This window comes from Halalkalibacter urbisdiaboli (genome assembly GCF_002156385.1).
Lineage (GTDB): Bacteria > Bacillota > Bacilli > Bacillales > Bacillaceae_D > Halalkalibacter_A > Halalkalibacter_A urbisdiaboli.
Map to the genome: position 1 here is coordinate 849,317 of NZ_MVJM01000003.1, position 14,196 is coordinate 863,512.

The window sequence follows — 14,196 nt, forward strand, 5'->3', positions numbered from 1 at the left end:
CAGATTCCTCTATTTACCCTTTAAACGACGTACTTTTCCGATTTCACCACACGTTCTGCTATTTGCCTTTTTAACCCGATAGTGTTTGCGGGCGTTCGGCGTGAAAGCTTCTTTAGTATCGATAGCTGCGTTTGCAGCGTATCTCCTGATGCCATAAAAGCCAATGCATTCTTCCCTAATGACTCCAAGACTTCAAAGGATTCATGAATAAATACCTTTGTCATATTAATTGCATTGGTTGAATGTTCTTCTCCTTTTGTATTTACGATTTTCATTGTTCGAAGGTACACACTTTCAATGGCGTAAACTTGGATCATAATATCAGCTAGGTAACTTAACATTTCTTGTTCTTGTTCTAATTTGACTTGATAGGTTTGGACAGCCAAACCGCCAATCATTAAGAAGATATTCTTGGCCATAGAAAGTAAATGATGTTCTTGTTCGAGCAACCCTTCAAACGTACGATTAGGTATGAGCGTGAGAAGCTCAGATTGGAGTGCTTGTGCTTTTTGTAATAAGGGCAGTTCCCCTTTCATTGCTCTTTTAATAAGCGTACCTGGAATGAGTAATCGATTAATTTCATTTGTTCCTTCAAAAATTCGATTAATACGCGAATCACGATAAATTCGCTCGATTTTATACTCTTGAATAAATCCATACCCACCGTGTATTTGAACTCCTTCATCCGCTAAAGCGTCTAATGTTTCAGAACCGAAAACTTTATTAATCGAACATTCTATCGCATATTCGGCAATTGCTTTTGCTGAAGCCATGCCTGCTTCCGGACTATTAAAATCAATGTCCTTCATACTAGAATCAATCAGGCCAGCTGTACGGTAAACCATACTATCAAGGACATAGGCTTTGATGTTCATTTCTGCTAACTTTTTGCGTATTAGTGAAAAGGACGAAATTGGTTGAGCAAACTGCTGGCGCTCATTTGCATATTTTGAAGCAAGTTCAACCGTTTCTTTTGATGCACCAAGACACCCTGCAGCAAGCTTAAACCGGCCAATATTTAAAATATTAAAGGCGATAAGATGCCCCTTTCCAACCTCCCATAACAAATTTTCAACTGGCACCTTTACATCTTCAAGAATGAGCGGACAAGTGGAAGACCCCTTTATCCCCATCTTCTGCTCTTCCGGTCCAATGCTTACCCCTTCCATCGTTCTCTCGACAATAAAGGTGCTAAAATCGGTTCCATTTACTTTCGCATAGACGATGAAAATATCGGCGAAGCCGGCATTTGTAATAAACTGTTTCGTTCCGTTTAATAGATAATGGGTACCATCCTCTGATAAGGTAGCGGTCGCTTTTGCACCTAAAGCATCTGAGCCGGAGGACGGTTCAGTTAGGCAATATGCAGCGATTTTACGTCCGCTAGCCAAATCTGGAAGGTAGTTATTCTTTTGTTCTGTTGTACCGAAATAGACGATTGGCAAAGAACCAATGCCTACATGAGCACCTAGGGAAAGCGCAAAGGAGGATGCTTTTGCGAGTCGTTCATTAATGAGTGTCGAGCTTACCTTATCAAGGCCAAGCCCTTCATATTGTTCCGGCACATCTGCTCCTAATAGACCCAAGTCACCTGCTTTTCTTAAAAACTGAATGGTGAGCTCATAATTTAATTTTTCAATCTCTTCATCTTGCGGAAGAACCTCTCCTTCAATAAAATCCTTTGTTGTTTCGGCAATCATCCGTTGCTCTTCAGAAAAATCCTCTGGTGTCACGATCGAGTTATAATCACCTTCTTCAATGATAAAACTTCCCCCAACTATTTTCTTTACCATGAAGCGTTCCCCCTTACGATAAATGTCTCAGATGCATGAAGTTTAAACGGACTACATTCATTTGTTAACGGAAGGATTTGTTGTAATCAATCTGGATAAACCTCAAACACTCCAGCAGCTCCCATCCCGCCACCAATGCACATTGAAACAACTCCGTAGCCACCTCCACGACGCTTTAGCTCGTAGATTAATGTCGAGGTTAGCTTCGTTCCCGTACATCCAAGTGGGTGACCTAAAGCAATGCCTCCACCATTAACATTCACCTTCTCGTCATCGATGTTTAATGCTCGAATAACCTGTAAGCACTGTGAAGCAAATGCTTCATTTATCTCAAAAATGTTAACGTCCTTCTCATTAATCCCGGCCATTTGTAGTGCTTTTGGGATCGCTTTAATTGGACCAACCCCCATAATCTCTGGTTCTACTCCAGCGAGGGCGAATGATTTGAAGCCTGCCAACGGTTTCAGACCAAGCTGATTAGCTCTCTCCCTACTCATAATGACACATGCTGCAGCTCCGTCACTCATTTGTGATGAATTTCCGGCCGTCACGGAACCGCCCTGCTTGAAAGCGGGTTTGAGTCCAGACAGTACATCTGCGGTTGTATGAGGCCGCACTCCTTCGTCGGTATCAACAACGAGTTCTTTTTCCAAGCGCATTCCGAGTTTATCGACGCCTTTTTGTATAATAGGAACAGGAACGATTTCATCTTTAAAATAGCCGGCCTGCACCGCAACTGCCGCTTTGTGGTGGCTCGCAGCCGCAAAGCGATCCTGATCAATTCGTGAAACGTTAAAACGCTGGGCTACTTCTTCAGCTGTAAACCCCATGCCCATGTAGACTTCTGGCATTTCCTCGACGATGTTAGGATGGGGAGAAAGCTTAAATCCCGTCATCGGCACGTGGCTCATACTCTCGATTCCACCAGCGATAACAACCTCAGCATGCCCAAGCATCACCCGCTCAGCTGCAAAGGCAATTGATTGTAAGCCTGAGGAGCAAAATCGGTTAATCGTAAGTGCGGGTGTTGTTACAGGAAAGCCCGCGTACAGACTAATAATTCTTGCGACGTTTAAGCCTTGCTCCCCTTCTGGCATGGCACAGCCAATAATCACATCCTCTACATCGTCTTTTTTTAAGCCGGGTGCACGTGCGATCACAGCATCTAATACGGTTTTCCCTAAATCCTCGATACGAGTTTGTGCAAAGACCCCTTTTTTCGCCTTTCCAACCGGTGTTCTTGCAATCGATACAATTACTGCTTCTTTCATCTTATTCACCTCTCAAATCGTCCTAATTTCTAAGCGGTTTTCCCTTCGACAACATGTGTTGCATCCTTTGCTGAGTTTTCGGTTCGCCACATAAACTTAAAAAGGCTTCACGCTCGAGGTCCAGCATATATTGCTCACTTACCATAGTCCCTGCTGGTACGTCACCCCCTGCTAATACATGGGCAAGTTTGTTCGCAATCAAATGGTCATGGTCACTGATATGCCCTGCTAATTTCATTTGATAGGCACCTAGCTGCATCACCGCTTTTCCTTCTCTTCCTACTACACGAATATCATTAATCGGTTTCGTTTCATACCTTTGAGCAAGCTGCATGGCGATTTGTTTCGCTTCATAAATTAAATGATCGTGATTATAAACAACAAAATCAGAATCACGCATATACCCTAATTTTTTCGCCTCTGGAGCACTTGTCGACACTTTAGCAGTTCCGATGGTTTCAAAAATGGTGTTTACAAATGGCTGTAAATCAACTTGGTGATTCGTGATAGAACCACTAAGACGTGAGATGAGCTCCTTACAGCCACCGCCTGCAGGGATTAACCCAACACCAACTTCAACAAGACCGTAGTATGTTTCAGCAGAGGCAACAACCCGGTCTGCTGGAAGACAAATTTCAACTCCACCTCCTAATGTCATTCGATGAGGAGCCGCGATGACGGGCTTTTCAAATTGTTTTAGCCTAGACATCGTGTTCTGGAACTTGCGAATAATGTAGTCAACTTCATCCCATTCCTCATCTTGGGCTTCCATTAAAAGCATCATTAAATTAGCGCCGACGCAAAAATTACGCCCTTGATTTGCAATGATTAGACCTTCATAATTTTGGCGAACTTCCTCAAGACTTTGTTCGACCATTAAGAGAATATCTGCCCCAATGGCGTTGTTTGGTGAGTGGAATTCAAGACAAGCTATCCCATCACCAAGGTCAAGCAGACTTGCCCCGTTGTTTGACTTAATGACTTTGTTTTGTTCTTTTAAAGTTTGAAGCGAAATGACTTCTGGGTTTTCTTCAAGCTGTTTGTACTGGCCATTTGATGAGAAAAAAACAGTACCTTGCCTTTTTGAATAAAAAGATTCATTCCCCGCAGCAATCCAATCCTTTACCCACTTAGGTACAGTGAGCCCATCTGCTTCCATTCGTAAAACTGATTTTTTTAATCCGATGGCATCCCATGTTTCAAACGGACCTAGCTCCCAGCTAAAACCCCACTTCATGGCTTTATCAATTTCTACAATTGAATCAGAAATTTCACCAGCTTTTTCTGCTGAATAAAGGAGGACGTACTTCAAAACATTCCATGCTAATTCTGAGTACTGGTCATGACCGTTTAGAAGAGCATTGAGTTTTCCCCTCGTTCCTTTCGTTAACTTTGCCGCCTCGAGTGATGCTCCGACTACTTTTTGTTGCGGACGATGCTCCATTGATTCAAGGTTTAGCGAATAAATTTTTTTATGGTTACCGTTTTTAATCTTTTTATAAAAACCTTGCCCTGTTTTTTCGCCAAGCCATCCTTTCGCTACCATCCTTCTTAAGAACTCAGGTACATCAAAAACGGCCTTTTCCCCTTCATCGGTTACTTTTTCATACACGTTATTCGCTACATATAAAAAAGTATCGAGACCAACGATGTCTAATGTTCGAAATGTTGCACTTTTCGGGCGCCCCATGATGGGACCTGTCACGTTATCAATTTCTTCAACGGTATAGCCTTTCTCCACCATTTCTCGAAGTGTGACAAGAATGCCGTATGTTGCAATCCGGTTGCCGATAAAGTTAGGAGTATCTTTTGCGATTACGACGCCTTTTCCGAGTCTTTTTTCGCAAAATTCTTGCATAAAGCTAACAACTTCCGGCAATGTTTGCTGCCCTGGGATGATTTCAAGAAGCTTCATGTATCGTGGAGGATTAAAAAAATGTGTACCTAAGAAATAATGTTTGAATGAATGGCTTCGTTCTTCCACCATGGCATTTATCGAGATCCCCGATGTATTAGAGCTTACGATGGTTCCTTCCTGCCATACACTTTCAATCTGTTTATAGACCTGCTTCTTAATAGTGATGTTTTCGACCACCACTTCAATAATCCAATCCACTTCCTTTAAACGCTCTATATGATCCTCAATATTACCGGGAGTAATTAGTGCGCTATTTTCATCAACATAAAGAGGTGCAGGCCTCCTTTTCTTTAAATGGTTAATCGCATTGACAGCTAGTCGATTACGTACCTCTACGCTTTTTAATGTTAGTCCTTTTGCTTCCTCCTCTTTCGTTAGTTGAGTTGGGACGATATCAAGTAAGTGACAGGGGACGCCGACGTTAGCTAAGTGGGCTGCGATACTTGCCCCCATAACCCCCGATCCAATTACTGCTGCATGACGAATTTGTCTTGGCATAGTTAAGCCTCCTTTTTAGATAAGCCTTCATTGTACAAGTCTTCAAAAACGGCTTGCTCTAATATTTCAGCGATGTCTTTTGCTTTTACAAGTTCATCTGTTTCCGTTGCCTTAGTCCCATCCTCGAGCATGGTGAGACAAAATGGACAGGCACTACTAATAACCGTTGGATTCAGTTGAAGTGCCTGTTCTGTTCGAGCTAGATTGACCCGTTTTCCAGCAGTTTCCTCCATCCACATCATTCCTCCACCAGCACCACAGCACATGCCATTATCACGGTTTCGCTCCATCTCTAGTAAGATTAATCCCTTGATGGATCGTAGAATATCTCGAGGCTGTTCATAAATATTGTTATAGCGACCTAGGTAACATGAATCATGGTACGTAATACGTTCGTTCACTTGATATTTAGGGGTCAGTCTTCCTTCTTTCACCAATTCACTTAGTAGCTCTGTATGATGATAAACCTCCACTCCTTCTAATCCGAAATCAGGGTATTCATTTTTTAATGTATTGAATGTGTGAGGACAAGCCGTGACAATTTTTTGGACACCGTATTTCTGAAAGGTCTCAATATTCTCCATGCACAGCTGCTGAAACAATAATTCATTCCCCATTCTTCTCGGGGTATCACCTGAATTTTTTTCTTCATTTCCAAGAATGGCAAAATTAACGCCCGCTTCGTTTAGTAGTCTTGCAAAAGAACGTGAGACTTTCAGACTTCGATTATCATAGGAACCCATTGAACCGACAAAATAAAGAATTTCAAAATCAGGATTATCTTTAACGGTTGGGACGGGCACTCCATCTATCCATTCCGTCCACTTGCTGCGGTCCTTTCGATTGATTCCCCATGGATTCCCTTGTCGTTCTATGTTTTGCATAGCACGCTGCCCTTCATGTGGGACCCGCCCCTCCATTAGAAGCAAGTGTCGACGTAAATCAATAATTTTATCAACATGCTCATTACCAACTGGACATTGGTCTTCACAGTTACGGCAAGTTGTACAAGCCCAAATTTCATCTTCAGTTATAACATCGCCAACAAGTTCAATTTCAGTTATATTTTTTTCACACGTCTTCCACATTGTTTCCTGTATGCTCATCGTAGGTAGAATGGACGTAATTTGTTCATTCCCCCAATAAACGGGCTTCTTTTGAGCAGCCGAGTGTTGAACAATATGTGAGTCGCTGCTTTCAAACGCAAACGAAGGCACCCATGGAGTTTTAGAAGTAATGGCAGCTCCTTTTTCTGTTAAATGATCACGCAACTTCACAATAAGATGCATCGGAGATAGAACCTTCCCTGTATTTGACGCAGGACAAGAGTTGGTACAGCGACCACATTCAACGCAAGCATAGAAATCGAGCATTTGATGCTGAGTAAAGTCTTCAATTTTACCAACACCGAACGATTCGGCTTCCTCATCTTCAAGATCTAGTTTCCGTAACCGACCAATAGGTTCCGTTCGTTTTAATAAAAGATTTAGAGGAGCAACAAGGATGTGAAAGTGCTTCGACTGAGGAACATAAACGAGAAATGCAAGCAGAATAAGTAAATGAGCCCACCAAAAGGTATAAAAGAAGCTGGTTGCTACGATTGCGTTCATTCCAGTAAAAGGGGCTGCGATAAGTGAGGTAATCGGGGCATACCATGAAAAGGTCGCTTCATGTAGCACTCGTTCAAAGGCAAGTGTAAATAGAACCGTGAGCATTAAAGAAAAAATAAAGTAGATTACGACGCTTGGTTTCTTCCCTCTTTTCAAACGAGGTAGTTTCTCAGCGTAGCGTCTATAGGCAGCATAACCTACGGCAAGAAAAATGAGGAGGACAGTTACTTCCTGTATGAATCCAAACACGTGATAACCTGGTAAAGGTAGTCGTTCTATTCCAAGTCCCTTTACGATAATATCTAGTGCGCCAAATTGAAGAATAATAAAACCATAGAAAATTAATACATGCATGATCCCACTTTTACGATCCTTCAATAGTTTCTTTTGACCTAACACTTGAGTTATAAAAATGTTGAAGCGTTCATGCCAGTTTTTTTCAATCTCAAACTTTTTTCCAAGCTTAATGTATAAATAGCGATGGTAGATAACTTTCATAAATAAATACAAGCTGTAAGCGCTTACAATAGAAAACGCTAAAAATTGTACCCATTGCCAAGCCACAAAAAATCAGTCCTTTCATGGATATAGCTTAATTATGTGCATAGGGAGTCTTTCCCCTACCCTCAATAACAATAAAGGTGTTATGTTGTGTTGATTTACTTATATTTAAAAAGCTTTTGAATTATGCCATTTTCTATGCAACTTAAAAATTAGTGAATGAGTAGCGAAACTCTTTCATACGATTATGTAAATGTTTTCATTTTGTTGCGTGCTAGCTAGGACGAAAATTGTAACCATTTGAAAGGAGAATGATCGATGAACATTTATGTCATCATGAAACAAACCTTTGACACCGAGGAAAAAATCATCATTGAAAACGGGAACGTTTCTGAGGATGAGGTACAGTTCGTCATCAATCCTTATGATGAGTATGCTGTCGAGGAAGCCATTCAACTAAGAGATCAATTTGGCGGTAATGTATGTGTAATCTCAGTTGGCCCTAAGCGTTCTGCGGAAGCATTAAAAACAGCCTTAGCTATGGGAGCTGATGAAGCTGTCCTTATATCTGACGAAAGAATGTCTGCAGATGAATATACGGTTTCAAATGTGTTGGCGTCTTTTTTCAAGGAGAGAGTATATGATCTCATTCTTGGCGGGTACTTTTCCGTCGATAATGGTGCTGGCCAAGTAGCTATTCGATTGGCACAAAAGCTAAACATCCCTCATGTCGGCTCAATTACAGAATTAACTATTACAAATCAAGTCGCTACCGTTCATCGAGATGCAGAGGGCGATTTAGAGAAGGTTGAAGTTGCTTTACCGGCCCTTTTTACAGCACAGCAAGGTTTAAATGAACCTCGTTATCCTAGTCTGCCAGGGATCATGAAAGCGAAGAAGAAACCTTTTAAACACTTAACATTAGATGATTTAAAGATAACCGATGCGGAATTAACCCCGAAAACAACTACTACAGCAATTTTACCCCCTCCCAAAAAAGAAGCAGGTCAAATACTAAAGGGTGAGTTAACAGAGCAAGTAAAGCAGCTTATAGAAAAGCTCCGAAATACCTCAAACGTTATTTAACTCCTTTACCTATAAATTTTACACAAGGAGGAAATCAACATGAGTAAAACGATTCTCGTCGTTGCTGAACACCGTGATGGTGCATTACGTCAGGTCACATATGAAGCAATTGAAGCAGCGAAAGTATCCTCTACTTCTCGTGACCAAATCTGTCTAGCTATCATTGGCAGTCAGCTAGATCACATCGTCACGACCCTTTCAGATTCTGGAGTGGAAAAGATATATGTCGTGGATCATGAGCAGCTGAAGTATTATCAACCGGAAGCCTATGCATCTGCCCTAAAGCAGGTGATTGATGCTTCTAATCCTAGGGGAATCATTTTTGGTCACACGGCAATAGGGAGAGATCTAGCCCCTATGATTGCAGCGAGTCTTGATGCAGGTCAAGTATCGGATGTTATTAACATTGGAAAATTAGGAGAAGAAATTGTCTATACTCGGCCAATTTTTGCAGGCAAAGCATTTGAACAAAAGAAAGTGGAAAGTTCACCCTGGGTTGTGACCATTAGACCAAATAATATAACAATAGCAGATAACAAAAATAAAAATGGGAACATTGAAAAAATCGCGTACAATGAACCATCCTCCTTGCAAACTAAAATACTCGAAGTAGTCCAAAAAACATCAGCCAAGGTTGATTTATCTGAAGCGAAAATTATTATTGCAGGTGGTCGTGGTGTAAAAAGCACGGAAGGGTTTCAACCGTTAGAAGAGTTAGCTGACCTACTAGGTGGAGCAGTCGGTGCTTCGCGTGGAGCTTGTGACGCTGGCTATTGTGACTATTCAATGCAAATTGGCCAGACAGGTAAGGTCGTAACTCCTGAAATTTATATCGCATGCGGGATAAGCGGAGCGATTCAGCATGTGGCTGGTATGAGCCAATCTCGTATTATTATCGCAATTAATAAGGATGCGGATGCACCGATTTTCAAAATCGCTGATTACGGAATCGTCGGTGACCTCTTTGAAGTTATTCCCCTATTAACAGAGGAATTTAAAAACGTGTTATCTAATTGACATTATTTGAAATAGAAAGGAGTGTATAATAACTCCTTTCTATTTTTTTTGCAATTACACTTCATATTCATACGATGAAAGTATCTCCTTTTTTATTTTGAAAACTGTGTTTTTACACGTAGTGATGAAACATAGTAGTAATATTTAAATCACGAGGCTTAATAATAAGCGAATCACCGGACATCCTAATTTTGAGCACTGTTCGGTGCTTGTCTTTCCTAAACCATTCAAAAGGGGTGTTGAACAATGGCAAGAAACAAATTATTAGTGCCAGGTTCAGAAAGTGCACTTGAATCCATGAAACAGGAAATTGCGAATGAATTAGGAGTTGAATTAGGTGCCGACACGACTGCTCGTGCTAACGGTTCTGTTGGAGGAGAAATGACCAAGCGCTTAGTTGCTTATGCGGAGTACTCTCTTCAGAATCAACAGCAATAGAAAGCAATGAGAATCCCTCCTTTCCATTGAGGGATTCTCACCTAATAATCCTAAATTTACATCGTTGCAATTGCTATTGCTTTCTCCTTGAGAGCTTTTTCTGTAACAACGAAAATCTTTTCGCTGCCTGAGAAGCATAAAGTAAGCTTACTAAGTGGACAGCCCCTTATTCCTCGTCTCTTATTAAGATGCTTTTATTATCATTATTTGGGATTAATCGAAATAAATGAACCGTTAATAGTCCTCTTTTATACGAGGCTTCAATTTTATCATTACGTACTGAAAATGGTAGGTTAATGGTTCGATTAATTACTCCTTGATTTATTTCTTCCTGAATGAGACGAAATCCTTTATATTCTAGGTTAATAGTACAGCTTATTTCTAGTGTATTCTGGTTGACTACATTCAAGCGGATATCGTCTACTTTTTTTAAGCCAGGTAAGCAAACATTACAAATTAACTCATTCTCAGATTCGTATACGTTTACTAGTGGTTGATTACCAATACCGTTAAAGTAATGATCAAATTTCCCCCAAAATTCATCATCAAAAAATCTTCTAAATGGCTTAGACCATTCATTTGAGAAATTATCCATAAAATTCACCACTTTTAAAAAAATCAATCGAAGTTATTTTTGGAAAATCATGATTGAATGGTTCCCAAATTAAATAACATTAAGAATGGCTGGTAACTCAAGTGAACTAGTTAATTTTAACCTTAACATCCTCTCCTTCTTTTATAATATCTAATGACTAACTTTAAAGAATCCTCATTATATTCTAGATTGTTTAGCACCTTTCAAATGTAATTAATAAACCATATTCACAGCTGAACATTTTCTTATCTATTTCTTAATTTATTTATGCATTGCCACCTTGGTTTTGATCAGCAACATCTGGATCAGATGTATTATTTATATTAAACCCGTTATTTGTAACGATAAAATCACCTGTATTACCACCACCTGAGCCAGAAACTACTTTATTTGTACTCTTTGGAGAAATATTTAAGGAATCTCCAAAATTCATTACTCCCTCATTTGAATTAACTTTAATAGGTCCACCAACGATTGAAGGCATAATAACACCCTTTTCATTTCTGTATATATTATAATTATTCACAATAAAAAGAAGTGTTCGGGTAAAATATATTGTTAATCGTCTAGTAATTGTCTAATATGTTTAACCCTAGATTCTGCATCAATCGTTTTTGTTGATCCAATATGCAATACACTAGATGCTGCAGTACTTATGATGTCAATATGATTTACATAGATAAATGGTGATTGATTATATTTTGTCATTTTTATATTTTCATCAACATTTGGTACTGGTATGGGATTGGTGAAAATTGAGTATTTTTCAAAGTTACCCTCGTTTCCAAAAAATAATTCCATTTCACGTTGTACAGCTAAAGCTCTAGAGCGTGGTCTAATGCCAGTTGAATCTCCAATCTCAAATATGGAGCCACTAGATACATTTGTAACGTTAATATTTTTAGTAACTGATGTCCTTTTAAACAAAGTATTCCGCTCCTTTATTCAGGGGCAAGTGGGACAAATGGACCTATAATTAGTGATTCAGGTGGTGTATCAAAAACGGAAGATAAAGCAATAGAATCAGTGTCACCGACTAAAAAGATAGACGAACTCGCGACCCCTGTAATCTGAATGTTTTCTACACATATGTTTTTATTTACCACGGTAAAATTCATAAAAAATCATTCTCCCCTCGGTAAATGTTTAATAAATTCATCATACGTTTTATGAATGTCTTCTTTTACTTTATTTATTGTCATTTCTTCAACCTCTGCTAATTTTTTCTTATCAAGATCATTGAAATTTATTTGGTTAAGGTAATATTGAATCCGATTGTCTATCTGTTTTTTTATATCTTCAATAATGTGGTTACGGTATTCATCATTGATTTGGTAATGATGTTGTTTTTCAATTGAATCAATCATCTCGTAACAATCTTCGTTTAAATACTCATATATATGTTGCCGAATGTTATCAAATAACTTTGATTGTTCGTTATTCATTGAAGGCACATTTAATTCATTTTGATTAACAGAAAAATCTTCAATTGAACCTCCCCCATTATTTGGAGTTATTCCAATATTTAATGTGCCTTCCAATCTCTCTACTTTTAATTGGTCAAACTTATATTCAACCCTTTCAATAGTTGAAGTTTGATTTTCTTTTAGCGTATTTATTTCCAATTGGAGCTGTTGAACCACTGACTCTAATTCAGTAATTCTTTGATGCTGGTAGTTCAAACAATCATAAATGTGTTGGAGATTTTGTATTATATAAGAATTGTTCCACATTAAAATCTCCTCCTTGATAAAATGTAATTATTCAAATGATGAACCAGTTGGAGGGGCAAGAGGAACAAGTGGGGGGCGTGTACCGTTTTCCTCTATTTCAGGGGCTGGCTCAGTAAAGCCTCCTGTATTGTAGAGGTTTGATAATGCTTTTATCATACCTGCACTACCGATTTGTAAAACGGAAGAGTTCGTAATACCACCAACTTTTAAATTGTGTATGACGATACTTTGATTAATATGAAAATTCATACGATACCTCCCCCAAAATCCTTCTATGTGACTGATTTGATGTTTGAATCCGCAAAATCGCTATCATAGGTATTTGTAGAACTAGAGTCATTTCTTATTTTTATATAATCTCCAGTATTAAATGAACCGGCTCCCGCAAAGGTTTTGGCTGTAGTAGCCGGAGCAATGATGAAGACGTCTCCAATATTAAAAATGCTACTACTCCCAATACTGTTTACTTTTACAGCTCCTACTATTGCTGGCATCAAAACCATCCTTTTCAGAAACAATGATTACTAATTAATACAATATGAATAATCATAGATAAATGTTCACGAAAAGTATTGTGTGTTTTTATATAGATGAATTTGATACTTGTAAGTAATATATTATCTGAAGGAAGAAAAAATGAAGGAATTAGTTATTTTCTTTCAAGTAGTATTGAATGTACCAACACGTCATCATATATAACAAGTTAAAACACGATCATAAAGAATTTGTCATCACCCTTGAAACTGCAATAAAAGCAATGAGAATCCCTCTTCTCTTGAGGCCACTGAAAAACTACTTCTTTGTAACTCAAAGAAGTAGTAATGGCTTCGCACGTTGCGCGCCTTGCTACGAGAAAACCACTCGTAGCAAGGCTTTCAAAACCAGGCAACGGCTCCGCACATTACTTAAAGGCCACTGAAAAAGGGAAAAGCACCCTTTTTCAGTACCCTCCTTCTCTTTTGGGGGATTCTCTTATCAGTTTTATAAATTATCCTAAAGCTACATCTAAAATCATCATTACAGTGAAACCGATCATTAAACTCATCGTTGCAATATCACTATTTCCTTCTTCTTGAGAGCTTGGAATAACCTCCTCGGCCACAACGAAAATCATTGCCCCGGCTGCAAAGCATAAGGTATAAGGCAAGATTGGTTGAATAAAAATGACAGCCATTGCCCCAATAATATAGAATATAGGGTGAATGGTTGCGTGCGTGTTTAGCTTTTAGCTAAGCTTATAGTAAGGAGTGTGATGTGATATGACTAAACCGATCGCCTTAACGAATATCACGATTATTCAAAAAGATACGGCTAATAAAATTCGACATGCCTTTATTGAGGGATTTGATGCACCTCTTCATTTTGGGGTACATGGAGGCGTCAAAGATTTCTACGGTGTTCACACAGAGGTTGAAAATCCTTCCACACTTGATCATATCGTCGCAGCAGCGGGTGGCTGACTGGTTGGAACCCTTTCAGGCGCGCTGGAGGCGCGTAAAATTCCAACATCGCCAAATAAAGTCGAGGCCCAAGTCCAAGGTACAATTGAAGCACCTGAGGGCGTGTTGAAAATTACAAAAATCAGTTGTCACTACTCACTTAAAGTTCCAAAGGGGAAAACGGCAGCGGCAGAACGAGCATTATCTGTATTTGAACAAGGTTGTCCAGTTGCGCAAACACTTAAGGGAGCTGTCGATTTTATTCATAGCTGGGATATTATTGAGATAGACTAATAC

General features: G+C 39.4%; 16 protein-coding genes and 1 pseudogene. 5 read left to right on the plus strand and 12 right to left on the minus strand.

What is annotated here, in order from left to right; all coding sequences use genetic code 11:
* Nucleotides 1–20 precede the first annotated feature (20 nt).
* The 4 genes from B1R93_RS18575 to B1R93_RS18590 form a co-directional block, all read right to left on the minus strand.
* Nucleotides 21–1,793, minus strand: a complete 1,773-nt coding sequence (locus B1R93_RS18575) for an acyl-CoA dehydrogenase family protein (RefSeq protein ID WP_088105437.1) — start codon at nucleotides 1,791–1,793, stop codon at nucleotides 21–23.
* A gap of 86 nt (nucleotides 1,794–1,879) precedes the next feature.
* Entirely contained in the window at nucleotides 1,880–3,064 is a 1,185-nt protein-coding gene (locus tag B1R93_RS18580) for an acetyl-CoA C-acyltransferase (protein WP_088105438.1), read from the minus strand.
* A gap of 22 nt (nucleotides 3,065–3,086) precedes the next feature.
* The gene (locus tag B1R93_RS18585; protein ID WP_088105439.1) at nucleotides 3,087–5,480 is read right to left on the minus strand and encodes a 3-hydroxyacyl-CoA dehydrogenase/enoyl-CoA hydratase family protein; all 2,394 of its coding nucleotides are present in this window, start codon (nucleotides 5,478–5,480) and stop codon (nucleotides 3,087–3,089) included.
* Between the two features lie 2 nt (nucleotides 5,481–5,482).
* Complete coding sequence (locus B1R93_RS18590) at nucleotides 5,483–7,588, minus strand: heterodisulfide reductase-related iron-sulfur binding cluster (RefSeq protein WP_088105688.1); 2,106 nt, start codon at nucleotides 7,586–7,588, stop codon at nucleotides 5,483–5,485.
* A gap of 321 nt (nucleotides 7,589–7,909) precedes the next feature.
* On the opposite strand from B1R93_RS18590, the gene B1R93_RS18595 reads away from it, so the two are divergent.
* The 3 genes from B1R93_RS18595 to B1R93_RS18605 all read left to right on the plus strand — a co-directional run bounded on the left by B1R93_RS18595 (nucleotide 7,910) and on the right by B1R93_RS18605 (nucleotide 10,132).
* Entirely contained in the window at nucleotides 7,910–8,677 is a 768-nt protein-coding gene (locus B1R93_RS18595; RefSeq protein ID WP_088105440.1) for an electron transfer flavoprotein subunit beta/FixA family protein, read from the plus strand.
* A 39-nt stretch (nucleotides 8,678–8,716) separates the two neighbouring features.
* Entirely contained in the window at nucleotides 8,717–9,694 is a 978-nt protein-coding gene (locus B1R93_RS18600; RefSeq protein WP_088105441.1) for an electron transfer flavoprotein subunit alpha/FixB family protein, read from the plus strand.
* A gap of 246 nt (nucleotides 9,695–9,940) precedes the next feature.
* The gene (locus B1R93_RS18605) at nucleotides 9,941–10,132 is read left to right on the plus strand and encodes an alpha/beta-type small acid-soluble spore protein (protein ID WP_088105442.1); all 192 of its coding nucleotides are present in this window, start codon (nucleotides 9,941–9,943) and stop codon (nucleotides 10,130–10,132) included.
* A 166-nt stretch (nucleotides 10,133–10,298) separates the two neighbouring features.
* Here the strand turns inward: B1R93_RS18605 and B1R93_RS18610 are convergent, their stop codons facing one another.
* The 8 genes and pseudogenes from B1R93_RS18610 to B1R93_RS18645 form a co-directional block, all read right to left on the minus strand.
* Complete coding sequence (locus B1R93_RS18610; RefSeq protein WP_088105443.1) at nucleotides 10,299–10,727, minus strand: Hsp20/alpha crystallin family protein; 429 nt, start codon at nucleotides 10,725–10,727, stop codon at nucleotides 10,299–10,301.
* A 265-nt stretch (nucleotides 10,728–10,992) separates the two neighbouring features.
* Nucleotides 10,993–11,211, minus strand: a complete 219-nt coding sequence (locus tag B1R93_RS18615; RefSeq protein ID WP_088105444.1) for a spore germination protein — start codon at nucleotides 11,209–11,211, stop codon at nucleotides 10,993–10,995.
* A gap of 74 nt (nucleotides 11,212–11,285) precedes the next feature.
* On the minus strand, nucleotides 11,286–11,654 hold the full coding sequence (locus tag B1R93_RS18620; protein ID WP_088105445.1) for a spore germination protein GerPE: 369 nt from the start codon (nucleotides 11,652–11,654) through the stop codon (nucleotides 11,286–11,288).
* A gap of 14 nt (nucleotides 11,655–11,668) precedes the next feature.
* The gene (locus B1R93_RS18625; protein ID WP_088105446.1) at nucleotides 11,669–11,845 is read right to left on the minus strand and encodes a spore gernimation protein GerPD; all 177 of its coding nucleotides are present in this window, start codon (nucleotides 11,843–11,845) and stop codon (nucleotides 11,669–11,671) included.
* Nucleotides 11,846–11,851: 6 nt separating this feature from the next.
* A complete protein-coding gene (gene gerPC, locus B1R93_RS18630) occupies nucleotides 11,852–12,460 on the minus strand; it encodes a spore germination protein GerPC (RefSeq protein ID WP_088105447.1) in 609 nt (202 codons plus the stop codon).
* Nucleotides 12,461–12,487: 27 nt separating this feature from the next.
* On the minus strand, nucleotides 12,488–12,709 hold the full coding sequence (locus B1R93_RS18635; protein WP_088105448.1) for a spore germination protein GerPB: 222 nt from the start codon (nucleotides 12,707–12,709) through the stop codon (nucleotides 12,488–12,490).
* A 23-nt stretch (nucleotides 12,710–12,732) separates the two neighbouring features.
* A complete protein-coding gene (locus B1R93_RS18640; RefSeq protein ID WP_088105449.1) occupies nucleotides 12,733–12,954 on the minus strand; it encodes a spore germination protein in 222 nt (73 codons plus the stop codon).
* Nucleotides 12,955–13,448: 494 nt separating this feature from the next.
* Nucleotides 13,449–13,658, minus strand: a pseudogene (locus B1R93_RS18645) (ZIP family metal transporter); the annotation flags it as partial.
* A 61-nt stretch (nucleotides 13,659–13,719) separates the two neighbouring features.
* Here B1R93_RS18645 and B1R93_RS18650 point away from each other — a divergent pair.
* Complete coding sequence (locus tag B1R93_RS18650) at nucleotides 13,720–13,920, plus strand: hypothetical protein (protein WP_088105450.1); 201 nt, start codon at nucleotides 13,720–13,722, stop codon at nucleotides 13,918–13,920.
* Entirely contained in the window at nucleotides 13,921–14,193 is a 273-nt protein-coding gene (locus B1R93_RS18655) for an OsmC family protein (protein WP_088105451.1), read from the plus strand.
* Nucleotides 14,194–14,196: the final 3 nt, after the last annotated feature.